We start from the raw sequence: 22,824 nt of genomic DNA on the forward strand, positions 1-22,824 counted from the left end.
CAATGATCCGGTTTCTTGCCGCGCCGATTGCCGCCATCGCACTTTTGACCGCCACGGCCGGCGGCGCGCTCGCCGAGGAGTTCGACTCGCGCGACATCATGGGCGGCGGCCCGAATTTCTTCCGCGGCGGCTCCAGCCCGATCCCCCGCACCACCGTCATGTATAACGGCAATTACGCCCCCGGCACGATCGTGGTGAACACGTCCGAGCGGCGGCTCTACCTAGTCCTGCAGAACGGCCAGGCGCTGCGCTACGGTATCGGCGTCGGCCGCGACGGCTTCCGCTGGGGCGGGGTGCACAGGATCACCGCTAAGAAGGAATGGCCGGCCTGGACGCCGCCGTCGCAGATGCTGGCCCGCCGGCCCGACCTGCCGCGCCACATGAAGGGCGGCATCGAGAATCCGCTCGGGGCCCGCGCCATGTATCTGGGATCGACGCTCTACCGTATCCACGGCTCCAACGAGCCGGAGACGATCGGCCAGGCGGTCTCCTCGGGCTGCTTCCGCATGACCAATGACGACGTCACCGACCTCTACAGCCGCGTCTCGGTCGGCACCACCGTGGTGGTGCTGAACAACTGACCGAACAGCCACAGCAGGAACCCGCAGGGCGCGTGAATTTGCGGTCTTGTGCGCGCGGCGCGAATACGGCAGCGTCGCACAACGATGAGCGCATTGGACCTGCCCTCGGCTGCCCTTCGCATCGCCCTGCTGGCGCTCGCAACGCTCACATGCGTGCCTGACACCGCTACCATGGCCGCCGCGGGCGAACTGCCCGCGATCGCCTCGCGCCAGCGCGCCGAGAGGAAGAGCTTTTCCGACGGCGAGATCGTCGAGGGTTTTCTCAAGACCGCGTTCGGCGCCGAATATCACCTCGCCGGCCGTGTCGACCGCATCCGCAAGTTCGACGGGCCGGTGCGCGTGTTCGCCGAGAGCGATCGCGCCGACCGCAAGGCGCAGCTGGCAAAGGTCGTCGCCGACATCGGCAAGCGCGTGCAGCATCTCGACATCGCCATGATCGACAGCAGCGAAGCGGCGAATGTGCGGGTCAAGCTGGTGCGCGACCGCGATCTGTTTCGCACCCTCACCAGCTTCTACGGCGCGGAGAAGGCGCGCGAGATCCGCACCTCGCTCGATCCGCAATGCCTGTCCGGCTTCCGCAAGAACGATAATTTCGAGATCGAGCATTCCGACGTCATCCTCACCGTCGACAATGGCGACTTCACCTTCCTCGACTGCGCCTATGAGGAGCTGCTGCAATCGCTCGGGCCGATCAACGACACCACCAGCGTGCCGTGGACCATGTTCAACGACAACGTCTCGATGGGCTATTTCGACGTCTACGACCAGTACATCCTCAATTTGCTCTACGACCCCCGCATCAAGCCCGGCATGACGGTGCCCGAGGTCAAGGCCGTGCTGCCGCAAGTGCTTGCGGATGTGCGCAGCTGGGTGAGGCGGGTGAATGATCTGAGGGAGTGAGGCGCCACTGACGCGCTCAGGCTGCGCAAAATGCCACATGCGATGACCTTCCCCTGGAGGGGAGGATCAGCAAGGCGCCCTGTCTCGCAGCACATTCGCCTTCGAGCGCGCCCTCACGCCTTCCTTGCTTTCGTCATCAGAAACTGCTGGCGCATCACGTTGTTGCCGGCGTCGAAATACTCCGAGATCAACGCCTCGAACTCGGCACGGAAGCTGCTGAGCTTGTCCGGCTCGTCCTTGTACTGGGCGACGAGCTTGATCAAAGGCCCGATCGTCGCTTCCATGGTGCGGCGGAAATGCTGCGGGCTGAGTGTGGACGGCGTCATCATGTCCATCTCGAACGAGATTTCCTTCGCCTTCCCCGCGAGACGCTCGGCGACGATTTTCGGATCGCCCCATAACGCGGGTGATGCGACGCCCTCGGGCGGCGGCAGATGGCGGCCGACCAGCGCGAACATGCGGCCGACGTAGAGATGCGGCGGCCAGGTGGAGAAGGCGATGGTGCCGCCGGGCTTCAACACGCGCAGCATCTCGCCGATGGCGACGTCCGGACGCGGCGCGAACATGTGGCCGAACTGGCTCAGCACCACGTCGAACTCGCTGTCGCCATAGGGCAGGCTTTCGGCGTCGCCGTCGACGAAGTCGACATCGAGATTCGCCAGCCCTGCGTGCTCGCGGGCGCGCTCGATCAGAACCGGCGAGAGGTCGAGACCCCTGACCTTCGCACCACGGCGCGCGGCGGTGATCGCGACAACGCCGGTGCCGCATCCGACGTCGAGCAGCTTTTGGCCGGCGGCAACGCCGGCAAAACCGACCAGCTTGGCCGCGGTCGGAGTCGTGAAGACCTCCATCGGCGTGAACAGCGACCAGGCTTCCTTCTGGATGGCCTTGAAACCTGCAAACGGGTCCTGAGCGGTCATGGAACTCTCCCTTTGCTCGAGGTCGATCTTCATGAGGCTGGCGAGGAAGGCCCAAGGTTCAACGGCTCACGGGCGGCGGCGAGGACACAATTTCGCAATCTCGCGGCGCGTTTCGGCCTTCCTACCAGCCATTGATCCGGGGCCAGACCGCGCTCACTCGACCTTCCTCGTCCAGCACCTGATAGCGATCATATTGCGCGCCGGTCGCGCAGGCGTGGTTGGTGAGGATGCGGACGCGGGAGCCGATGGGCAGGTTGGGCAGCGGGGCATTGGAGCCTTTGCGCAGGCCGATGATGCCGTGCTCCTGGTTGGCATCGGTCACGATGAGGTCCGGATAGGGCTTTCCAGCGAGATCGCAGACGACGCCATAGCCTTGGTCGAGGGCCTGTTTCGCCGTACTGCGGTCGCGCGACAGTGCCATCCAGCCGGCATCCGTGACGATCCAGCCCCTTGCCTTCTGGTGGCCGATGACGGTGGCAAGCACAGAGAGCGCGAGATCGTCCATCGTCACCGAGCTGACGCCGGCCTGATAGAGGTCACCGAACATGAAGACACCCGCGCGCACTTCGGTGACGCCGGTCAGGTCGCGCACATAGCGCGCGGTCGGTGTCGCGCCGACGCTGACGACGGGACAGGGCAGACCCGCGCGGCGCAACGCGTTCGCCGCAGTCACGGCGGCGATGCGTTCCGCTTCCGCCGCATCCGCGATGGCTGCGGGATCGTTCAGTGCGTAGCTGTCGCCGGCGTGCAGCAGCACGCCACGCAAGGTCGCGCCGCCCGAGACCAGGCACTTGCCGATGGCGACCAGCGCTGCCGCGTCGGTCGGTGCGACGCCGGAACGGTGCCCGTCCGCGTCGACCTCGATCAGCGCGGGGATGGCATCCCCGGTGCGCGCGGCATGCGCGGCGACAGCGCCGGCCTGCTCCAAACTGTCGAGGATCACGGCAAGATCGGCGCCGGTGGCGCGAATGGCGGAGACGCGCGCGAGCTTCGCAGGCGCGATACCGACAGCGTAGATCATATCGCGCACGCCGCCGGCCGCGAAATATTCGGCCTCGCGCAATGTCGAGACCGTGCCCGGCCCGGCTGGCGAGCTCATGGCGATGCGCGCGACGTCGAGCGATTTCGCGGTCTTCAGATGCGGGCGGAAGGCGACGCCGAGAGGCGCGAGATGCGCCTTCATCCGCGCGACATTGGCGCGGAGCCGCTGCTCGTCGAGCAGCAGACAGGGCGTTTCCAGATCCAGCAAACCTGCGTTAACGGGCATCGGCATATACCGTGGCACGCGACACTCCGAGATGAGCCGCGATGATGTCCGAGGAGCGACGTACCTGCATGCAGCCGGCGTCGCGCAATTCGCGCAGCAGCGCGCGGCGGTCCTCGGTGTTGAGCGCGCGGGGCGTGGTGGCGCGGCGTGCGGCGAACTGGTCGATATGGGCGCGGATGGCGTCCGCGCCGACGGGGCTCAGCGACTCACGCGGGCCGTTCTGCGCATCGACGCTGACGAACTGGCCGATGGCGCTCTGCAAGCCCTGGAACAGCGTCAGGTCGACGTTGAGGCAGAGCGCAGCGATGTAGGAACCGTCCGCCCCCTTGATACCGATCGAGGTGCTCTTGGCCTGCCTTCCGTCGGCAAAGCTGTTGGCGTAGTTCGAGATCACCTGCGCATAGTCGGGGTCGGCAATGCGCGCGAGGCCAAGCTCGGTTGCGGGCTGGCCGACCTTGCGGCCTGACAGATTGTTGTGAATGGCGACGATCGCCTGTTTGGGGTCGGTGAGATCGTGCAGCACGACTTCGCAGAACGGCGCGAAGGTCTCTCCCAACCCCTGCGCAATCTGCTGCAACTGATCGAACAGCAGCTTGCGCTCTGCGGCGACCTTGTTCGGGACGGCTGATTTGCTGCGGCTCATCACCTGGCCCTACCGCACGAGATCGGCGACGGTGGTCGCGGCTTTGAGGCCCGTGCCGGTGAGCACCGCAACCGTGGTCTCACCCGCCTTGATCGATCCGGCAGCGGAGAGTTTTTCCAATGCGGCGGCTGCGCTGGCGCTGGTCGGCTCGGCGAACAGGCCCCGCCGCGCCAGACGCCGCAGGGCGGCGACGATCTCATCCTCGGTGAGCGCGACGGTGCCCCCGCCGCTCTCGCGCAACGCAGCGATGATCTCGCGCAGGCGCAGGGGATTCTTGATCGCGGTGCCTTCGGCGATGGTCTTGCTGACCTCGCGCGCGACGGGCGTATCGACGCCGGCCTTGAAGCTCGCATCGATCGGCGAGCAGTTTTGCGGCTGTGCCGCGAACAGACGCGGCAGCTTCGAAATCTGTCCGGCCTTCAGAAGCTCGCGGAAGCCAAAGGCGCAACCAAGAAGACTGCTGCCGGCACCGACGGGGACGATGACGTTGTCGGGCGCGCGAAAGCCGAGGTCTTCCCAGATTTCATAGGCGAGCGATTTGGTGCCTTCCAGAAAGAATGGCTGCCAATTGTGGCTGGCATAGAATGTCTCGCTCGACTGGCGGATGGCCTCCGCTTCCGATTCCTCGCGCGGACCTTCGACCAGCTGCACCGTCGCGCCGTAAGCGCGCACCTGCGCGATCTTGGCCGGTGACGTCGAGGCCGGCGCCAGGATCTTCACGCGCATGCCGCCGGCGGCACCCAGCCCGGCCATCGACGAGCCGCCATTGCCAGAGGAGTCCTCCAGGATCGCGTCGACGCCGATCTGCCGCAGGAAGGACAGCATCACCGCCGAGCCGCGGTCCTTGAAGCTGCCGGTCGGGTTGAACCATTCGAGCTTGAACAACGGGCGCAGCTCGCCCCAGTCCTGCTGGACCAGCGGCGTGCAGCCTTCGCCGAGCGTGATCGGGTTCGCGATCTCGACCGGCAGCGCCGCCCTGTAGCGCCAGAGCGAGCGCGTCCGGCTGTCGATATCCTCGCGCGATATCCCCGCGCCCGGCGTCACCAGTAGCGGCGTGCGCTCGTCCGAGCACCAGCGCGGCTGATCAAGAGAATAGAGCTTTCCGTTGCGGGGATCGATGTAGCTGGCGGCGGGCATGGCGGGCTCCGGGGCAGAGGCGATCTATACGATTTGTCTGATTATATACGTTTTGTCTAGCCTCGGCAACCGACGCGGCAATCCCTTGAAAGGAGAAAAAATAGAACTATTTCAAATTCTTAGACCTGTCCGAAAGTCGAACGGCAGAATTCGGCCGGGGAGCGACGAGGTGGCCTTCGGGCGAGCCGGGCCTGCCCGTCGATGACGAGAATTTGGCCGCGAGCGGCCCTGCCCGCGCAGCACGATTAACTTGTCTGTCGCGACTGACCGCTACAATATGTTGGATTGAGCTTGCGCCGCCGGTGCTCCGCACCCGCAACGCAAGCGAGCCAGGCCCGTCCGAGCGGCGGGCCGTTGGCTTTTTGGGAGCCTGGACATGAGCCGCGCGAACCGTACCGACCACATCCGCCTGACCTCCCATCCGGAGCCGGGCAGGAAGGCCGCCTTTCCGATCCATTGGGGCGCCACTGACGCGCGCACTCGCGGGCCGATCATCGGCACAGTGTCGCGCGCCGGGGATCGCAACGTGATCGGCAGCCATGGCGGCTCCTACGCGATGTACCGGGCGCTCGCCGTGTCCGCCGGCGCGCTCGATCCGATCCGGCGGCCCGACCTCACCAACACATTTCCTGCCGCGACCATCGGCCCGTTCGAGCAGTGGCGCGATCCCGCAAAGATCGTCGCGCTCGATCCCTGGGGGCATCTCGTCGCCGAAAACTTCCGCCAGGAGATCGCCGAAGGCGCCGACATCCGCCCGAGCATCGCGGTGACGCGGGCGCGGCTGGACCTGCCGGAGATCCGCGAGGCGCTGGCGGCAAAACGCCTGCGCGCCGACGGAGAGGTCGTGCACGCCAATGGCAGCGTCTCGGTGGTGAAGATCGCGATCGATCCGGTCTGGTACCTGCCCGGCCTTGCCGAACGTTTCGGCACCGGCGAGACCGAGCTGCGGCGCACGCTGTTCGAGCAGACCGCCGGCATGTTCCCCGAGCTCGTGACCCGGCCTGACATGAAGGTGTTCCTGCCGCCGATCGGCGGCACCACGGTCTATCTGTTCGGCGATGTGACAAAACTGCCGGACCATCGCACAAAAATCACCTGCCGCGTGCACGACGAGTGCAACGGCTCCGACGTGTTCGGCTCCGACATCTGCACCTGCCGGCCGTATCTCATCCACGGCATCGAGGAATCCGCGCGCGGCGCTCAGGAGGGCGGGCTCGGGCTCGTGGTCTACAACCGGAAAGAGGGCCGCGCGCTCGGCGAGGTCACCAAATTCCTGGTCTACAATGCGCGCAAGCGCCAGGAGGACGGCGACGCGGCCGCGGCCTATTTCGAGCGCACGGAATGCGTCGCCGGCGTGCAGGACGCGCGCTTCCAGCAGCTGATGCCCGATACCATCCACTGGCTCGGCTTGAAGCGCATCGACCGATTCCTGTCGATGAGCGACATGAAATACGACGCGCTGACCTCGCAAGGCATCGACATCGTCGAGCGCGTGCCGATCCCGCCGGAGCTGATCCCCGCCGACGCCTATGTCGAGATCGCGGCGAAGAAGGCCGCCGGCTATTACTCGGCCGACATCGCGCCGGAGAAGGACGCCAACGGCGTGGTCGGGCGTTCCCTGGAAAAATACTGATCGCGATGACGGAGAGTTTGGAACTGCAGGCGCGCGCGCTGCTCACCGCAAAAGCGGTGCGGACGCGCGCCGGGCAGATGCTCGAGCTTGGCCTTGCCGGCGGGCTCACCCATTTCACTGTTGATCTCGGCCGTATGGATGGGGTTGCGGATGCCGTTCTCGCGGTCACGCGAAAAGCCTATCCGACGCTGGACGTCCCCTTCCATGCGCGCTGGCGGCACTTTGTGCTCGGCGGCGTCGACCGCTGGGCGCAGCTTGCCGACGCCGCATCATGGCCGGATCGCGCCGCGCGGGCGCGGGCCGAGTTCGACCTCGCGATCGTTTCCGTGCTGCTCGATGCCGGCGCCGGCGCTGCGTGGCGATACCGCGATGCCGTGACGGGCGAAGCCATCGGCCGGTCCGAGGGGCTTGCGATTGCGAGCCTCGACATGTTCGCGAGCGGGCTCTTCTCCGGCGATGCACACGCGCCGTTCAGGGCCGATGCGGACGTGCTGGCAAAGCTGGCCCTCGCCTCTCTCGCCTCCGCCTTTCAGGTCAGCGATGCCAATCCGCTGCTCGGCCTCGAAGGACGCACCGACCTGCTCCGGCGCCTTGGCAAGCAGGTCTCGGAGCGTGCGGACGTGTTCGGCCTGCACGACACGCCGCGGCCGGGCGGGCTGTTCGATCACATCGCGGCGCAAGCCGTCGGCGGTGCCGTCACCGCGCCCGCCATCCTGTCGGCGGTGCTGAACCAGCTCGGGCCGATCTGGCCGTCGCGGCTCGAGCTCGCGGGCGTCCCGCTCGGCGATTGCTGGCGGCATCCGGCGATCAAGGCGGACGACGGCACGGCAGGTCTCGTGCCCTTGCACAAGCTGTCGCAATGGCTGAGCTACTCGCTGATCGAGCCGCTGCAGCGCGCCGGATTTGCCGTCACCGACATCGACGGTCTGACCGGCCTTGCCGAGTACCGCAATGGCGGCCTGTTCGTCGATCACGAGGTGCTGCGCCTGCGCGATGCCGCCGACGCCGATCGCGCGCATGCGGTGGATTCCCTCCTCGTCGTGGAGTGGCGCGCGCTGACGGTGGCGCTGCTGGATCGTCTTGCCGAACGGGTTCGCGCCAAGCTCGGCCGCACGCCCGAGACATTACCGCTCGCCAGCATTCTGGAAGGCGGCACCTGGGCCGCCGGCCGCGCCATTGCGTTTGCGCGCCGTCCCGATGGTTCGCCGCCGCTCAAGGTGATCAGCGACGGCACGGTGTTCTAACCCTCTCCCCATTGTTGGCAAGTAAGGCCGGTGGCAGCGGGTCGGGATTGCTATCGCCTAGCGCTTCACGCAATAGGACGACCGTGTTTGCGCCGCCAACGCGGCCTCCTGCTCGAAAAACACGTAACGGGTGTCGTAGCGCGGACACGCCAGAGCGGCACCTTGGGCGATGATCGCTCGATTGATGTCGGTGCCGTCGGCTGTGGTGCAATAGCCGACCTCGCGGCTATAGGTTTTTTCGCCGGTCAAGCGACAGGTCAGCGTCCCGGTGACGAGCGTGACCATCACCCGCCGGGCGTTCTCGCCGCGCGCTGTCCCCAGCTCGGCAGCATCGACGCCGTTTAGGCGTACCGTCGTGCCCGCGACGACGACGGTGTCACCGTCGATTACGCGGGCGGGGCCGCTGATGGTTGTCATGTGGGATACGGCATTGGCGTTCACCCAATGTCGTCCTGGGACTTCGCTGGCGACGTAAAGCACTACGGCTAAAAGGACTGCGATCACGGAGAGGCGATTGAGGAAGGCGCTGTCTTCATTCTCGGTGCGCTGCCCGAGGACACCGTACAGGCGCAGGCATACAAAGACCGCCAGCGCTGCGAAGATGATAATGGAAGTATCCACGTCGCCTTCCAATGGAGAGAAAAGACAAGGTGGTACTAGATTTGAAGCAGGCGTTCTTGTTTTCCGCCGCCATTTATTTGTTAATCGATGCCACGGCTAGAGGGTACACCCCATCACCGCGATCGTTACGATAAGCAGCACCGTTTGCTCGTCTGTTATCAAGCCACATCGCCCAACGCCTTTGTGTGCGAGCTGGTGCAAAAATTAAACGCGATTCGCGAGTGGCAAATATCCTCACACCGGGCGGTCGCGCGGTCCCCGCGCACGGTCGGTGGGTCGCCATCCTTCGACGGTTCCCCGCCAGCAGCTACGACTAACATCGTCCTTGTTAGACGCAGCGCATCATCGTCGCCGCGCGTCATCGCCAACAAGCGCGAGTGTAGATTGGCGGCATCGCGCCGTCACGTCATCACCATCAAGCGCAGCGTCACGACAGCAGCAACAGGCGCGCGCAGCGTCGCGACGACGGCGGCAGCGGCGCCAAGACGGCGGCCGGCGCGCGCGTCAATGACAAGCGACACGTCGCGCAAGCCGGTTAGGACGGCCGCAGAGAGGCCGGGGCGCGAAGGGCCGCGGGAACACCGGGCAGGGCCGCACCAGCGCACGGGCGAGGCCGTAGGAAGGCCGTAGAGCGCGGCCGGGCGACAGGCTACAAGGGCGCCGGGCGAGGCCGCCAGCGTATCCACAGGAGCCGCCGGGCATTCCAAAAGCGCTTCGGGACACAACGGAAGACAATAAAAACCTAACGACGTCATTCCGTTAGGTTTTTTCTCGCGATCAGGCTCCCGCAATGGGAGAATGGAAGAAGCATCGGCTCGCATAGTTCAACAAAGTGCATTTCGTCAGGAGCATTACATGGAAGGCGTCACGATCGTCGATCATCCGCTGGTGCAGCACAAGCTGACGCTGGTGCGGGACAAATCCATCTCGACCAAGTCGTTTCGCGAGCTGATCAAGGAGATCGGCATGCTGCTGTGCTACGAGGTGACGCGCGACCTGCCGCTCGCGGACACCGTCATCGAGACGCCGCTGGCGACGATGCACTCGGCCAAGATCGCCGGCAAGAAGCTGGTGTTCGTGCCGATGCTGCGCGCCGGCACCACCTTCGTCGACGGCATGATGGACCTGGTGCCGACCGCGCGCGTCGCGCATATCGGCCTCTACCGCGAGCCGGAGAGCTTTGCCGCGGTCGAGTATTTCTTCAAATCGCCGTCAGACCTCCACGAGCGCCTCGCGATCGTGGTGACGCCTGTCGTCGCTACCGCCAACACGGCCGTCGCCGCCATCGACCGGCTGAAGGAGCGCGGCGCCAGGGACATTCGCCTGGCCTGCCTGATCGCAGCGCCTGAGGGCCTCGAGCGGCTGCGCGGGCTGCATCCTGATGTGCCGATCTGGACCGCCGCGGTCGACGAAGGTCTCGACGAGAACGGCTTCATCCTGCCCGGCCTCGGCGACGCCGGCGATCGCGCCTACGGAACGCGATAGTTAGATTTTCCCGCTGCCGCAGATCAGCTTCAGCGCCTGCCATTCCTTGTCGGTCAGCAGCGGCGGGCCGCTGACAGGACGATCTTCCTTCGTCATGCGGGCGAGGCGGTCCTCGGTCAGCGGATGGCTGGCGAGGATATTCGTCAGACCGGAGCCGCCTTCCTTGCCGGTGATGCGGAACATCAGCTCGGCCGCAGGCTTTGGCGAGCGGCCGAGCTTGTGCATGATCTCGATCGCGAACGTATCCGCAGCGGTCTCGGCCTCGCGCGAATAGGAAGCCTCGACCACGCTACGCGAGGCGAAGATCACGGCGGAGGAGCCGGTGACGTCGCCGAACAAGAGGCCGATCAGGAACGACGTGCCGCCGTTGTAGATCAGCCCGCGCATGTTGTCGTAGTGCTTGAGATGGCCAAGCTCATGGGCGAGGATGCCGGCAATCTCGTCGGGGTTCTCCGCCTTGTCGAGCAGGCCCTTCAGCAGGTACACCTTGCCGCCCGGCAGTGCGAAGGCGTTCGGCACCGAGGTCGGCAGCACACCGGCGGTCATGGAATCGTCGTCGAGGCCGGCGGCATCGCGCAGGCGGTTGACGAGTTTTGTGAACGCGGCCTTGCCCGCGGGGTCTTCGCAGACGTTGCGGCCGAAGATGGTTTTCACCTGGACTTCCGACGCATCGCCAATGCGCCGCTCGATCGGTTTCGGCACCAGCGGCGCGAGACGGTCGGCGGCGAGCGGCACGCCGAACAGCACGACGCAGACGATGGAGACGGCAGCCGCCACCGACCAGCCGACGATCTTGGCGATACCGCGGCGCGAGGTCTGGTGCTCGTCGAGACGGGGGCAGCGGGCAATCACATCCGCCGCCAGGGCGGCGTCGCGGATCTCGAGCCGCGCCAATGGCGGCGCGGAGGTCGAGGCGAGACGCAGGACGCCAGCGGGACTGTCGGCGCGGCGGATGTCGGCATAGGCCCAGCGCACCGGCGTTCCGCCCTCCTCGACGATCTCGAGCGCATCGCCGAGCGTCAGGGAGACCTGCCGCCTGCGGCTCGACACGCCGTCGAAGAAGATGGTCGGCTTGGCCGGCTGCGCCGGGGCCTCGGTAGACAACTCACTCACAGCTCAGAATCCCGCGACATCGAGCCCGTCGGCAAAGCCTTCGCCGAGCGCGCTGGCAAGCTCGCCGCTGCCGCGCACGTCCGCAGCGGCCGCGATGTTGTGCACCTCGACGGTCTCCAGCACCTTGGCCCAGAGATCACGCTGAAGATAGACGCGCATCACGATGTTGATGGCAAGGGCGACCGCGAAGTAACCGATGACCATGATCACCAGCATCGGGATGCTCTTGGCGGGATCGCCGGGCCCGAACAGCTGCTCGGCCGAAAGGCCGCTCAGCTGGACGACCAGCGCGGTGGCGCCTCCGAGATAGGCGCCGAAGATCATCGAGAGCAGCACCCACCAGCCGATCACCTTCCAGTACAGGCCGTAGAACGCGTTGTGCGGCAATTCCGAGGACAGGCTGACGCCGCCGATGCGGATGCCGTCGAGCCACCAGCGCCACTCGCGCGCCTTGAACTCGGCATAGAAGAACGGCGCGAGCGGAAAGATGATCAGCGCGATCGGGCTGAGCAACCACAGCCACCAGCCGCGCTTGAAGAAGGTCCAGCCGTTGCCCTCGAAATCGCCGCGCAAATCGCCGTAATGGGTGTGCCGCATCTTGTAACGTTCGAGTGAAGCCTCGCGCCAGGGCAACGCCAGGCCGAGGGTCAGGAACACCAGGAGGCCCCACGCCATGGCGCGGAACGCATAGGCCCAGCCCGAGCCGTCCATCCAGAACCGCACGCCGCGCCAGACCGTGCGCGTCAGGCGATAGCGCCGCGCGCGAAAGATCGCGAACTGGCCGAAGGCGTAGAAGCTGATGAACAGCGGCGTCGAGGCAAACCCCTGCCAGCGCTCGAACTCGATGCCGATGAGGAAGTAGGCCAGATAAATCGGCACCAGGATCGCGAGTGCGAACAGGAAGCCGATCAAGAGCTCCTTGCCCCGGCCGGTATATTCGGCGGCGTCGCCGTCGATCGCGGTATGCGTCCACAGATGACGCCGGATGTCGGTGACCAGCCAGAACCGGTAGAAGCCGAAGGTGACGAGCTCCAGCATGGCACCCTTGGTGACCATTTTGCGGAACTCGGAGCGGTCGCCGCTGAACTCCACGCGCGTCGGCGGCAGCGGCGGCGGGACCGGTTCGGAGCCAATGGGGGCCCATTGCATGTCGTTCACGGCGGCAACCTCGGGGTGCGGACCTGTCGGGATCAAACTTATAGATCAGAGATTGGTCGATCCCCAAGATGGGCGGGTTCGATTTACCCCGATTCCAGGTCGATTTCTTGCATGATTTCATGACGAACGGCGTGCGGCAGGTCACGCCGGCGGATGTCCCGTAGCCCGGATGGAGCGCAAGCGTAATCCGGGTTTCGAGCCACCATTGGCACTGTCCCGGATTTCGCTTCGCTCCATCCGGGCTACGCTCCCGCCCTCTCGCAAGGGTTGGATGTGGCAAAACTCTCCCTTGCTCCGGCGCAGACAACCGGCTGTAATTGCAAATCAAATACCGCAGCGCAGAATTCAAAAAAGACGCGCGGAGGAATGCCAGGGAGAACGGTCATGCATGGGACCATGGAGAGCGCGTCCAAGCTCGACGCACTTCGCGAGCGCGCGTCGACATTGCCGCTGGAGCAGTTCGATCCGGGCGATCCGGAGCTGTTCAGGACCGATACGTTCTGGCCGTATTTCGATCGCCTGCGCCGGGAAGATCCCGTGCACTACTGCAAGGACTCGATGTTCGGGCCGTACTGGTCGGTGACGCGCTACAACGACATCATGGAGATCGAGACCAACCATTCGGTGTTCTCCTCCGCTTCCGCGCTCGGCGGCATCACCATCCGCGACATCGATCCGGATCTGCGCCGCGAGAGTTTCATCTCGATGGATCCGCCGCGCCACGCCGCCCAGCGCAAGACCGTGGCGCCGATGTTCACGCCGACGCATCTGGACAATCTCGCGCTCAACATCCGCAAGCGCTCGGCCGAGTGCCTGGACAATCTTCCCCGCGGCGAGATGTTCGACTGGGTCGACCGCGTCTCGATCGAGCTCACCACGCAGATGCTCGCGGTGCTGTTCGACTTCCCCTGGGAGGACCGCCGCAAGCTGACGCGCTGGTCGGATATCGCCACCACCATTCCCGGTCCCGACGGCCTCGTCGCCACCGAGGACGAGCGGCAGGCCGAGCTGACGGAATGCGCGGGCTATTTTGCCCGCCTCTGGAAGGAGCGCATCGAACAGCCGCCGAAGAGCGACCTCCTGTCGATGATGGCGCATGGCGCCGCGACGCGTGACATGGACGCCAAGAACTTCCTCGGCAATCTCGTCCTCTTGATCGTCGGCGGCAACGACACCACGCGCAACACCATGTCGGGCTCGCTTCTCGCGCTGAGCCAGCATCCGGAGCAGTATCGCAAGCTGCGCGAAAACCCTGCCTTGCTCGACAGCTTCGTCCCCGAAGTGATCCGCTGGCAGACGCCGCTGGCGCATATGCGGCGCACCGCGCTCTCCGACTTCGCGTTCCGCGGCAAGCAGATCAAGAAAGGTGACAAGGTCGTGATGTGGTACGTCTCCGGCAACCGGGACGAAGAGGCGATCGAGAAACCTTACGATTTCATCATCGACCGCGCGCGGCCGCGCACGCATCTCTCCTTCGGCTTCGGCATCCACCGCTGCGTGGGCCTCAGGCTTGCTGAACTCCAGCTCAAGATTATTTGGGAGGAGATCCTCAAGCGTTTCGACCATATTGACGTGGTCGGCGAACCCAAGCGGGTCTATTCGAGTTTCGTGAAGGGGCTTGAGGCGTTGCCGGTGAAGATTGCGGCGTAAACGAAGAACTCCCCCTCTCCCCGCATCCGCCTTCGCTGAAGCTACGGCGTGACAGGGCGGGGAGAGGCGAAGGAAGCACCAACTGGAGCCACGACCATGAACATCCAAGCGCCGGTTAAAGTGGACAGGGCCGAACGCATGCGCAGGGCGCGCGAGGAAGCCTATGCGACGCCGCTGGCGCAATTTCATCCCGGCGCCCCACGGCTGTTCCAGGACGACACGCTGTGGCCGTGGTTCGAGCGGCTGCGCAAGGAAGAGCCGGTACATTACTGCACCAACGCGCCAATCGAGCCGTACTGGTCGGTGGTGAAATACAACGACATCATGCATGTCGACACCAACCACGGCATCTTCTCGTCGGACTCCACACTCGGCGGCATCTCGATCCGCGACGTGCCGGAAGGCTACGACTATCCGAGCTTCATCGCGATGGACCAGCCCCGGCATTCGGCGCAGCGCAAGACGGTGTCGCCGATGTTCACGCCGACACACCTGGACGAGCTGGCAAAGCTGATCCGCCAGCGTTCGCAGACCGTGCTGGACAATCTGCCGCGCAACGAGACCTTCAATTTCGTCGAGCGCGTCTCGATCGAATTGACCACGCAGATGCTGGCGACCCTGTTCGACTTCCCCTGGGAGGAGCGGCGCAAGCTGACGCGCTGGTCCGACGTCTCCACCGCGCTGCCCAAGAGCGGCATCGTCGCCTCGGCCGAGGAGCGCCGCCGCGAGATGGACGAGTGCTACGCCTACATGTCCAGGCTCTGGAACGAGCGCGTCAACTCCGCGCCGCGCAACGACCTCTTGTCGCTGATGGCCCATAACGACGCCACACGGCACATGGACCCCGACAACCTCATGGGCAACATCATCCTGCTCATCGTCGGCGGCAACGACACCACGCGCAACACCATGACCGGCTCGGTGCTGGCGCTGAACGAGAACCCGGAGCAGTACGACAAGCTCCGCGCCAACCCTGAAATGATCGATTCCATGGTGCCCGAGGTGATCCGCTGGCAGACGCCGCTCGCGCATATGCGGCGCACCGCGCTTGCCGATACCGAAATCGGCGGCAAGCACATCAAGAAGGGCGACCGCGTCGTGATGTGGTACGTCTCGGGCAACCGCGACGACGAGATGTTCGAGAACCCCAACGAGTTCATCATCGACCGCCCGCGCCCGCGCACGCACCTTTCGTTCGGCTTCGGCATCCACCGCTGCGTCGGCATGCGGCTTGCGGAGCTGCAGTTGCGGATCGTCTGGGAGGAGATGCTGAAGCGGTTCGACCGCATCGAGGTGGTCGGCGAGCCCAAGCGGATCTATTCGAGCTTTATCAAGGGGTATGAGTCACTGCCGGTGAGGATTCCGGCCTGAGACGAGGACGCGCGGCGCGCCCAACTTTGTCCCCTCACCCTGAGGAGCCTGCGAAGCAGGCGTCTCGAAGGGCGAGGCCACCGGCCGGGCCTTCATCCTGCGAGACGCGCGCAAGAGCGCGCCCCTCAGGATGAGGAACTGGCACCTCCAGCTATAAAATTCCGGCATGACAGATCGCGCCAGATGCGAAGGCAAGATGGCGCGCGACTGTTCTACGACACAGCATCTAATTCAACTTGATGTCCCACACGCCTTCCTTGCGGCAGGCGGCGACTTCCTCGCGCAGAAGCGCGGTGATGGCGAGCGAGGCCGTCGAGGCCGGGCGGTCGATTGGAGAAGCGAAAATGAGCTCGCGCGTCATCGGCTTGGACACGGCGGTGGTTTCCAGCCGCCCCTCCGCGACCTCGCCGTGGACCGACGAGGGCGGCAGCAGCGCGAAACCGAGCCCTTCCTCGACGAGGCTCGTCAGCACGCGGAACGAATCCGCCTCCAGCTGGACGTCGAGCTTGATCTTGCGCTGGGCGGCGGCGTGCTCGATCAGCGCGCGGAGGCCGTGAGAATGACTGGGCAGCACCAGGCGTTGCCGGAGCAGCCAGCCGATGTCGACGTTCTTCTTGCGCGCGAGGCCGCAGCCGCGCGGGCCGACGGCGACGATGTTGTCGCGGCCGAGGCTCTGCACATTGAGGTGCAGATCGGCCGAGCGGCCGTAGAGGATGGCGAGATCCATCTCGCCGCGATGCAGCCATTCGACCAGATGGCCGCTGTAGCTCTCGACAATGCGCAGCGAGATGCCGGGAAACTTTTCGACGCAGCGCCGCGCAAAGCGCGCCGACAGCACGCAGCTCACGGTCGGAACCAGGCCGAGCACGACCTGGCCGGACGGCGGCCCCTTGGCCGACTGGATGTCGTCGCGGATCTGATCGATCTGCCGCACGATGCCGGAAGTGCGCGCGAGCAAAAGACGCCCGGCCTCGGTCAGCACCATGCCGCGGCCGTTGCGGGTGAACAGCTCGGTGCGCAGCTCGTGTTCCAGCAGCTTGATCTGCCTGGACAGCGCCGGCTGCGCCACGCGCAGCGTGTCGGAAGCCTTGGAGAGGCTGCCGAGCTCCGCCACGCAACTGAAGGTCCTGAGCTGCCGGAAATCCATGCTTGCCAATCCTGGAAGGCTACTCCATACGCTATAGCAAATGAGCATAGGGGGCGGGCGTTGTTTTCACAACGCCTGAGGATCGGCCGGCGTTATCTTAACTGCCGCTACATACGGGAAACGCCATGAGTGAAGAACACCACACCGAAGATCACGCCGACATCCGCGAAGCCGTCGCCAAGCTCTGTGCGCAGTTTCCCGGCGAATACTGGCGCAAGCTCGATCGCGAGATGGCCTATCCCAAGGCCTTCGTCGATGCGCTCACCGAGGCCGGCTATCTCTCGGTGCTGATCCCCGAGGAATATGGCGGCGCGGGGCTGAAACTGTCCGCCGCGGCGGCGATCCTGGAAGAGATCCAGCGCGCGGGCTGCAACGGCGGCGGCTGCCACGCCCAGATGTACACGATGGGCACCGTGCTGCGGCACGGCAATGCCGAGCAGAAGGCAAAATACCTGCCGAAGATCGCGAGCGGCGAATTGCGCCTGCAGGCGTTCGGCGTCACCGAGCCGACCAGCGGCACCGATACCTCCTCGCTGAAGACCTTTGCGCGCAAGGAAGGCAACGACAGCTATATCGTCAACGGCCAGAAGATCTGGACCAGCCGCGCCGAGCATTCCGATCTGATGGTGCTGCTGGCGCGCACTACGCCGAAGGAGCAGGCCAAGAAGCGCACGGATGGTCTCTCCGTCTTCATCGTCGACATGCGCGAGGCCAAGAACAATGGCCTGGAGATCCGCCCCATCCGCACCATGATGAACCACGCCACCACCGAAGTGTTCTTCACCGACATGAAGGTGCCGGCGGAGAATCTGATCGGCGAGGAAGGCAAGGGCTTTCGCTACATCCTCTCCGGCATGAATGCCGAGCGTATCCTGATCGCGGCCGAATGCATCGGCGACGCCAAATGGTTCATTGCCAAGGCGACGAACTACGCCAAGGAGCGCAGCGTTTTCGGCCGTCCCATCGGCCAGAACCAGGGCATCCAGTTCCCGATCGCCAAGGCCTATGCCTCGATGCGAGCGGCCGAATTGATGGTGAAGGAGGCCACGCGCAAATACGAGGCCGGGCTCGACTGCGGCGCAGAGGCCAACATGGCCAAGATGCTGGCGGCGGACGCGTCCTGGGAAGCGGCGAATGCCTGCATCCAGACCCATGGCGGCTTTGGCTTTGCCGAGGAATACGACGTCGAGCGCAAATTCCGCGAGACGCGGCTGTACCAGGTGGCGCCGATCTCGACCAACCTCGTGCTGTCCTTCGTCGCCGAGCATGTGCTCGGCATGCCGCGCTCGTACTGAGGTTGCACCATGGGAGCACTTGACGGGATCAGGGTGATTGCGGTCGAGCAGGCGGTGGCGGCGCCGTTCTGCTCCTCGCGCCTTGCGGATGCCGGCGCGGAGGTGATCAAGATCGAGCGGCCCGAAGGCGATTTCGCCCGCGGCTATGACGCGGCAGCCAAGGGCCAGAGCAGCTATTTTGTGTGGCTCAACCGCGGCAAGCAGTCGGCGGTGGTCGATCTCGCGACAAAGGAAGGCTGCGCCGAGCTGGAGAAGCTGATCGCAAGCGCCGACGTGCTGATCCAGAACTTGAAGCCCGGCTCGATGGACAAGCTCGGCTTCTCCCGCGAGCGGCTCTTGAAGGACTATCCGAAGCTGATCTCGTGCACGATCACGGGCTATGGCGACGAAGGCCCTTACGCCCATCGCAAGGCCTATGACTTGCTCATCCAGGCCGAGAGCGGCCTTGCCTCGATCACCGGCAATCCCGACGGCGCCTCGCGCGTCGGCATGTCTATCGTGGATGTTGCGACAGGCGCGACCGCGCACGCGGCAATCCTGGAAGCGCTGATCGGGCGCGGGCGCACCGGCAAAGGCGCCGACATCCGCATCTCCATGTTCGACGTGATGGCGGACTGGTGCACCGTGCCGCTGCTCAATGCAGAGGCCGGCAATCCGCCGAAGCGCATGGGTCTGCGCCATCCCTCGATCGCGCCCTACGGCGTGTTCACCTCGCAGGACGGCAAGGACATATTGATCTCGATCCAGAGCGAGCGGGAGTGGAAGACGCTGTGCGCGAAGGTGCTGGATCAGCCGGACCTCCCCGCCGATCCCCGCGTCGCCAACATGGTCGAGCGCGTACGCAACCGCGACTTCACCGACAAGACGGTCGCCGACATCTTCGGCAGGATGACGCGCGACGAGCTGCTCAAGCGGCTATCCGATGCCGACATCGCCTTTGCCGAGGTCAACACCATGGCCGACCTCACCAGCCATCCGCATCTGCGCCGCATCGAGGTCGACACGCCGAACGGCCGCGTCAGCTATCCCGCGCCGGCGCCGATCATCGTCGGCGAGGCGCGCAGCTATGGCGCCGTGCCCGCGATCGGCGAAAATCCCAAGAAGTAACAGAGCGAGGCGTCATGACCGAGAAGCTCGACATCGATCATTTGCGGCAATGGATCGGCCGCAGCGCGGAGGCCACCGACATCGTCACCGCGCAGCTCGTCATGGGTCTGCGCGCGACGCTGTTCCAGGAGGTCGGCGAGCCCAAGGCGGGCGACGCCGCGCCCTTCACGGTGCACTGGTGTCTGGCACAGCCGGTGTTCCCGATGTCGATGCTGGGACCCGACGGCCACCCGACCCGCGGCGGCTTCCTGCCGCCGGTGCCGCTGCCGCGCCGGATGTGGGCCGGCGGCGAGATCGAGTTCTTGCAACCGCTGCAGGTCGGCGATGAATCGACGCGGACCTCGCGCATTGCCGACGTGCAGGTGAAGACGGGATCGACCGGCACGCTGTGCTTCGTCTCGGTCGAGCACAGCATCTCCAGTCCACGCGGCGTCGCCATCCGCGAGCGGCAGGACATCGTCTATCGCGAGATGACGAGCAGCGCGCCCACTGGCGCCAAGGCGCCGCCTCCACCGCCGAAGGCCCAGCACCGCGAGACCCATGTCTCCGATCCCGTGCTGCTGTTTCGCTATTCCGCGCTGACCTTCAACGGCCACCGCATCCATTACGACCGCGACTACGTGACCAAGGTCGAGGGTTATCCGGGCCTGATCTTCCACGGGCCGTTGCAGGCCGCGCTCATCATCGAGATGGCGGCGAAGCTGCACGGCGGCAAGGCGCCGAAGAAGTTCACCTATCGCGGGCTTCAGCCGCTGTTCGAGGGCACGGAGTTTTCGGTCAACGCCAATGACAGCGGCGAGAGCATGGAGCTGTGGACCGCGAACGCGGAAGGGCAGCCGACGATGAAGGGCACGGCGGTGTGGTGATACATACACCGTCATTCCGGGACGGTCCGTAGGACCGGACCCGGAATCTCGAGATTCCGGGTTCGCTTCGCGCCCCGGAATGACGAACCAAGCAATAAGCACACGGGGACGGAAACCATGGCCAAGAACGGCAAGACCGGCAGCAAGTCCGTCACCGTGAAGCAGGCAACGCTCGACCTGCTGCGTTCCTTCGGCATCGACAGGGTGTTCGGCAACCCCGGCTCGACCGAGTTGCCGTTCCTGAGCGACTGGCCCGACGACATCGACTATGTGCTGGCGCTGCAGGAAGCCTCCGCCGTCGGCATGGCCGACGGCTACGCGCAGGCGACGCGCAATGCCGGGTTCGTCAATTTGCATTCGGCGGCCGGCGTCGGCAACGCGCTCGGCAACATCTACACCGCACACCGCAACCAGACGCCGCTGGTGATCACCGCCGGCCAGCAGGCGCGCTCGATCCTGCCCTTGCAGGCGTTCCTCTATGCCGAGCGTGCGTCGGAATTCCCCCGGCCTTATGTGAAGTACAGCGTCGAGCCGGCGCGGCCCGAGGACGTGCCGGCCGCGATCGCGCGGGCCTATTACACCGCGATGCAGCCGCCGTGCGGGCCGACCTTCGTGTCGATCCCGATCGACGACTGGGCGCATGCAACCGTGCCGGTCGAGGCCCGCAAGGTCAGCCGCGAGATCGGACCTGAGCTTGACCCGATGAAGGCGCTGGTTGCCGCGCTCGGTTCCGCCAAGCACCCTGCCCTCGTCGTCGGCCCCGGCGTCGACCGCGCCGGCGCGGTCGACCTGATGGTGCGCGTGGCCGAGAAGGCCAAGGCCAGCATCTGGGTCAGCCCGTTCTCGGCGCGCTGCTCGTTCCCCGAGCGGCATCCGCAATTCGCGGGCTTTTTGCATGCCTCGCCCGCGCAGCTGTCCGACGCACTGCGCGAGCATGACCTCGTCGTCGTCATCGGCGCGCCGGTGTTCACCTTCCACGTCGAGGGCCATGCCGCGATCTTTGACGGCGGCGCGACGATCTTCCAGATCACCGACGATCCCGACGCTGCCGCCGTGACGCCCGTCGGCACCAGCATCATCGCGACGATGAAGCCGGCACTGAGCCTGCTGCTTGACCTCCTCCCTGAGAGCAAACGCGCCACGCCCAAAGGTCGCATGCTGCCGCCGGCGCCGCAGGCCGCCGATCCGCTGCCGGTCGAATTCCTGCTGCATTCGCTGTCGCAGTCGATGCCTGACGGCGCATCGCTGGTCGAGGAAGTGCCCTCGCATCGACCGGCGATGCAGAAATTCCTGCCCATGCGCGGCCAGGACAGCTTCTACACCATGGCGAGCGGCGGCCTCGGCTACTCCCTGCCCGCCGCCGTCGGCATGGCGCTGGGCAAGCCAAAGAGCCGCACGGTCTGCCTGATCGGCGACGGCTCGGCGATGTATTCGATCCAGGCGCTATGGACGGCGGCGCAGCGCAAGCTGCCGCTGACCGTGGTCGTCATCAACAATTCCGGCTACGGCGCCATGCGCTCGTTCAGCCGGGTGATGCAGGTGCGGAACGTGCCGGGGCTGGAGCTGCCGGGGATTGACTTCGTGCGGCTTGCCGAAGGCATGGGATGCGATGCGGTGCGCGTGACGAAGGCCGCGGAGCTCGGCGAAGCGCTCAAGCGCGGGATGGCGTTCGAGGGCACGAGCCTGGTGGAGGTCGTCGTGGATTCCGCGGTGCCGGTGCTGTACGGACAGAAGCATTGAGGTGTCGTCCCGGCGAAGGCCGGGACCCATACCGCGTGATCTATCGGTCCTAGCGCAGGTGCTAGTACCGATAGGTCAATAGCGACCGGTCTTCGCCAAACTTCTCCCTGGGGTTATGGGTCCCGGCCTTCGCCGGGACCACACTGAATTTGTGGCACCCCCGAAACTACGACGCCAAAAATCCCCCGTCCGCCGCCAGCACGTGGCCGACGACATACGACGACGCATCCGACGACAGCCACACCACGGCCTCCGCCACCTCCTCCGGGCTCCCCATCCGCCGCAGCGGCAGGCCTGCACTGACAGTTGCGACATCGCCGACGCCGGCGCGCAGCATCATGTCGGTGACGACGCGGCCGGGCGCGACGGCGTTGATGCGGATGCCGCGCGGGGCGTTCTCCATCGCCGCCGAGCGTGTCAGCGAGATCGCGGCGGCCTTCGAGGCCGAATAGAGCGAGAAGCCGGGATTGGGATTGCGCATGCCGCTGACGGAGGCATTGACGACGATGCTGCCGCGGCCCTGTGCCAACATCGCCGGCAATTGATGCCGCAGGCACAGGAACAGCGCACGGACATTGGTGTCGAACACGCTGTCGTAGATGTCGGTGCCCTGCTCTTCCAGAGGCGCGCGGCGCTCCTGGAAGCCGGCATTGTTGAAGGCGACGTCGAGACGGCCGCAACGTTCAATGGCGGTGCGCACCAGCCGTTCGACCTCGTCCTCGCGCGTGATGTCGGTCTTGAGCGCGATCGCCTCCGTGCCGAGCTCGCGGCACGCCGCGGCGGTTGCCTCGATCTCGGCTTCGCGCCGGCCGGCAATGATGACCGCTTCCGCCCCTTCGGACGCCATCCGCAACGCCGTAGCGCGGCCGATGCCGCTGCCACCGCCCGTGACCAGGCAGACCTTGCCGCTCATCCGCATCCCGGTTGGCAGAGTTCCGCTCATGGT

General features: G+C 65.5%; 20 protein-coding genes. 11 read left to right on the forward strand and 9 right to left on the reverse strand.

Going from position 1 to position 22,824, the window contains the following annotated elements; genetic code table 11:
• Positions 1-2: 2 nt before the first annotated feature.
• Positions 3-581, forward strand: a complete 579-nt coding sequence (locus XH79_RS27065; RefSeq protein WP_271583570.1) for a L,D-transpeptidase — start codon at positions 3-5, stop codon at positions 579-581.
• An 84-nt stretch (positions 582-665) separates the two neighbouring features.
• Positions 666-1,481, forward strand: coding sequence for a DUF2927 domain-containing protein (locus XH79_RS27070; RefSeq protein WP_271583571.1), 816 nt, complete (start codon positions 666-668; stop codon positions 1,479-1,481).
• A 113-nt stretch (positions 1,482-1,594) separates the two neighbouring features.
• On the opposite strand, the gene XH79_RS27075 is transcribed toward XH79_RS27070, so the two are convergent.
• The 4 genes from XH79_RS27075 to XH79_RS27090 all read right to left on the reverse strand — a co-directional run bounded on the left by XH79_RS27075 (position 1,595) and on the right by XH79_RS27090 (position 5,448).
• The gene (locus XH79_RS27075; RefSeq protein ID WP_271583572.1) at positions 1,595-2,401 is read right to left on the reverse strand and encodes a class I SAM-dependent methyltransferase; all 807 of its coding nucleotides are present in this window, start codon (positions 2,399-2,401) and stop codon (positions 1,595-1,597) included.
• A gap of 121 nt (positions 2,402-2,522) precedes the next feature.
• Positions 2,523-3,674, reverse strand: coding sequence for an alanine racemase (locus XH79_RS27080; RefSeq protein ID WP_271583925.1), 1,152 nt, complete (start codon positions 3,672-3,674; stop codon positions 2,523-2,525).
• The gene (locus tag XH79_RS27085) at positions 3,658-4,311 is read right to left on the reverse strand and encodes a helix-turn-helix transcriptional regulator (RefSeq protein WP_212348566.1); all 654 of its coding nucleotides are present in this window, start codon (positions 4,309-4,311) and stop codon (positions 3,658-3,660) included. The genes XH79_RS27080 and XH79_RS27085 overlap by 17 nt, the downstream gene beginning before the upstream one ends.
• A gap of 9 nt (positions 4,312-4,320) precedes the next feature.
• Positions 4,321-5,448 (reverse strand): threonine synthase, encoded by a 1,128-nt coding sequence (locus XH79_RS27090; protein ID WP_271583573.1) that lies wholly within the window; start codon positions 5,446-5,448, stop codon positions 4,321-4,323.
• A gap of 376 nt (positions 5,449-5,824) precedes the next feature.
• Between XH79_RS27090 and XH79_RS27095 the strand changes: the two genes are divergently transcribed.
• Positions 5,825-7,081, forward strand: coding sequence for a GTP cyclohydrolase II (locus XH79_RS27095; protein WP_271583574.1), 1,257 nt, complete (start codon positions 5,825-5,827; stop codon positions 7,079-7,081).
• Between the two features lie 5 nt (positions 7,082-7,086).
• Positions 7,087-8,325, forward strand: a complete 1,239-nt coding sequence (locus tag XH79_RS27100) for a URC4/urg3 family protein (protein ID WP_271583575.1) — start codon at positions 7,087-7,089, stop codon at positions 8,323-8,325.
• A gap of 57 nt (positions 8,326-8,382) precedes the next feature.
• On the opposite strand, the gene XH79_RS27105 is transcribed toward XH79_RS27100, so the two are convergent.
• On the reverse strand, positions 8,383-8,946 hold the full coding sequence (locus tag XH79_RS27105) for a thermonuclease family protein (protein ID WP_271583576.1): 564 nt from the start codon (positions 8,944-8,946) through the stop codon (positions 8,383-8,385).
• A gap of 855 nt (positions 8,947-9,801) precedes the next feature.
• Between XH79_RS27105 and upp the strand changes: the two genes are divergently transcribed.
• A complete protein-coding gene (gene upp, locus XH79_RS27110) occupies positions 9,802-10,431 on the forward strand; it encodes a uracil phosphoribosyltransferase (protein WP_271583577.1) in 630 nt (209 codons plus the stop codon).
• Here upp and XH79_RS27115 read toward each other — a convergent pair whose 3' ends face one another.
• Together XH79_RS27115 and XH79_RS27120 are read right to left on the reverse strand one after the other, a co-directional pair.
• Positions 10,432-11,544: a M48 family metallopeptidase gene (locus XH79_RS27115; protein WP_271583578.1), complete on the reverse strand. Its 1,113-nt coding sequence runs from the start codon at positions 11,542-11,544 to the stop codon at positions 10,432-10,434.
• 3 nt (positions 11,545-11,547) lie between these two features.
• Entirely contained in the window at positions 11,548-12,702 is a 1,155-nt protein-coding gene (locus XH79_RS27120) for a YjgN family protein (protein ID WP_442869973.1), read from the reverse strand.
• A gap of 384 nt (positions 12,703-13,086) precedes the next feature.
• Between XH79_RS27120 and XH79_RS27125 the strand changes: the two genes are divergently transcribed.
• Both XH79_RS27125 and XH79_RS27130 read left to right on the forward strand, forming a co-directional pair.
• Positions 13,087-14,352: a cytochrome P450 gene (locus XH79_RS27125; RefSeq protein WP_271583579.1), complete on the forward strand. Its 1,266-nt coding sequence runs from the start codon at positions 13,087-13,089 to the stop codon at positions 14,350-14,352.
• A 96-nt stretch (positions 14,353-14,448) separates the two neighbouring features.
• Positions 14,449-15,723, forward strand: coding sequence for a cytochrome P450 (locus tag XH79_RS27130; protein ID WP_271583580.1), 1,275 nt, complete (start codon positions 14,449-14,451; stop codon positions 15,721-15,723).
• Positions 15,724-15,949: 226 nt separating this feature from the next.
• Here XH79_RS27130 and XH79_RS27135 read toward each other — a convergent pair whose 3' ends face one another.
• Positions 15,950-16,870 (reverse strand): LysR substrate-binding domain-containing protein, encoded by a 921-nt coding sequence (locus tag XH79_RS27135; protein ID WP_271583581.1) that lies wholly within the window; start codon positions 16,868-16,870, stop codon positions 15,950-15,952.
• A 125-nt stretch (positions 16,871-16,995) separates the two neighbouring features.
• Between XH79_RS27135 and XH79_RS27140 the strand changes: the two genes are divergently transcribed.
• The 4 genes from XH79_RS27140 (at position 16,996) to mdlC (ending at position 21,878) form a co-directional block, all read left to right on the forward strand.
• Positions 16,996-18,165 (forward strand): acyl-CoA dehydrogenase family protein, encoded by a 1,170-nt coding sequence (locus XH79_RS27140; RefSeq protein WP_212348589.1) that lies wholly within the window; start codon positions 16,996-16,998, stop codon positions 18,163-18,165.
• 9 nt (positions 18,166-18,174) lie between these two features.
• The gene (locus XH79_RS27145) at positions 18,175-19,272 is read left to right on the forward strand and encodes a CaiB/BaiF CoA transferase family protein (protein ID WP_271583582.1); all 1,098 of its coding nucleotides are present in this window, start codon (positions 18,175-18,177) and stop codon (positions 19,270-19,272) included.
• Positions 19,273-19,286: 14 nt separating this feature from the next.
• Positions 19,287-20,138: an FAS1-like dehydratase domain-containing protein gene (locus XH79_RS27150; protein ID WP_271583583.1), complete on the forward strand. Its 852-nt coding sequence runs from the start codon at positions 19,287-19,289 to the stop codon at positions 20,136-20,138.
• 117 nt (positions 20,139-20,255) lie between these two features.
• Complete coding sequence (gene mdlC, locus XH79_RS27155) at positions 20,256-21,878, forward strand: benzoylformate decarboxylase (RefSeq protein WP_271583584.1); 1,623 nt, start codon at positions 20,256-20,258, stop codon at positions 21,876-21,878.
• A 166-nt stretch (positions 21,879-22,044) separates the two neighbouring features.
• On the opposite strand, the gene XH79_RS27160 is transcribed toward mdlC, so the two are convergent.
• On the reverse strand, positions 22,045-22,821 hold the full coding sequence (locus XH79_RS27160; protein WP_271583585.1) for an SDR family NAD(P)-dependent oxidoreductase: 777 nt from the start codon (positions 22,819-22,821) through the stop codon (positions 22,045-22,047).
• Positions 22,822-22,824 lie beyond the last annotated feature (3 nt).

The sequence above is a fragment of the Bradyrhizobium sp. CCBAU 45389 genome, from assembly GCF_028128625.1.
Lineage (GTDB): Bacteria > Pseudomonadota > Alphaproteobacteria > Rhizobiales > Xanthobacteraceae > Bradyrhizobium > Bradyrhizobium liaoningense_B.